Annotated in this window: 1 protein-coding gene; it reads left to right on the forward strand. The window is 78.0% G+C overall.

Translation table 11 applies throughout. From position 1 onward, the window contains the following. The coding region (locus ABZ914_RS51460) for an ABC transporter permease (RefSeq protein ID WP_500201825.1) at positions 1-1,264 on the forward strand (1,264 nt) is incomplete at its 5' end. Between the last annotated feature and the right edge of the window lie 74 nt (positions 1,265-1,338).

The following is a 1,338-nucleotide window of genomic DNA, read 5'->3' on the forward strand; positions in this document are numbered from 1 at the left end:
CGCGGCGCTGGCCCCCGCCCGGCGCGGCGCCGCGCGGACCGCCGCCGGGCTGCTCGTTCTCGCGGGCGCCGCCGTGCTGACGGCCGTCCTCGCGGGCCTGCACACCGAGGCCGCGGCGAGCCCCGTCACGATGCTGACCGCGCTCGCCTGGACGGTCGCGGTCGCGCTGCTCGGCCCCGTCATCGCCCGCGCGGCCGTCGCGGTGCTCGCCGTCCCGCTGCGCGCGTTCCCGGTCGGCGGGCACCTCGCCGCCGCGAACCTCGGCGCGGGCGCGCGGCGCCTCGCGTCCGTGATCACGCCGCTGACCCTGATGACCGGGCTCACCGCGACGATCCTGTTCGCGCAGACCACCACCGGCCACGCCGCGGTCCGCCAGGCCACCGGTGGCACCCTCGCCGCGCACGTCGCCGGCCCGAAGATCCCGCACGGCGACGCGGAGCGGATCCGCCGCGCGCCCGGCGTCACCGCCGTGACCGAGGTCGTGCGCAGCACCGTCCGGGTCGGGCTGGAGAACTACGGCGTCCAGGGCGTCACCACCGCCGGGCTCGACAAGACCCTCGACCTCGACGTCCGCAAGGGCGACATCAAGGCCCTGGACGCCTCGTCCGTCGCGGTCAGCACGACCGCGGCGTCCCGGCTGCACGTCGCCCCCGGCGACACGCTCCGCCTCACGCTCGGCGACGGCACGCCCGCCGCGCTGAAGGTCGTCGCCGTGTACGGGCGCGGGCTCGGCTTCGGCGACCTCACCGTGTCCCACGACCTCCTCGCCGCGCACGTGGACGACCCGCGCGGCACCGTCCTCATCGCGGGCACGCCGCCGAAGGGCGTCCCGACCGTCAGCGCCGCGTCCCTCGCCGAGGACACGGCCTCCGCGAACGCCGAGGTCAACTACATCGCGATGGGCCTGATCATCGCGTTCACGGCGATCGCCGTCGTCAACACGCTGGCGATGTCGACCGCCGACCGGGCCCGCGAGCTCGCCGTGCTGCGGCTCTCCGGCGCCACCCGCCGGCAGATCATGCGGATGCTCGGCGGGGAGACCCTCGCGGTCGTGCTGATCGCCGGTGTGCTCGGCACCGCGATCGCGCTCGCGACGCTCACCGCGTTCGGGCGCGGCATGACCGGCGGCGGGCCGTCCGTCCCGCCGCTGGCGCACCTCGGCGTCATCGCCTGGGGCGCGCTCCTCGCGGCGGCGGCCACGGCGCTGCCCGCCCGCCTCGCGATGCGGGCCCGCCCCGCCGACGCCGTCGGCGCGCGCGAGTGACCTCAGGCCGGTCCCCACACCCGGGCCGGTCATGAACGCCACCGGGCGGCGGTCGCGGGGGGGCGGGGCCCCCG

It is taken from the genome of Spirillospora sp. NPDC046719 (assembly GCF_040645715.1).
Classification (GTDB): Bacteria; Actinomycetota; Actinomycetes; order Streptosporangiales; family Streptosporangiaceae; genus Spirillospora.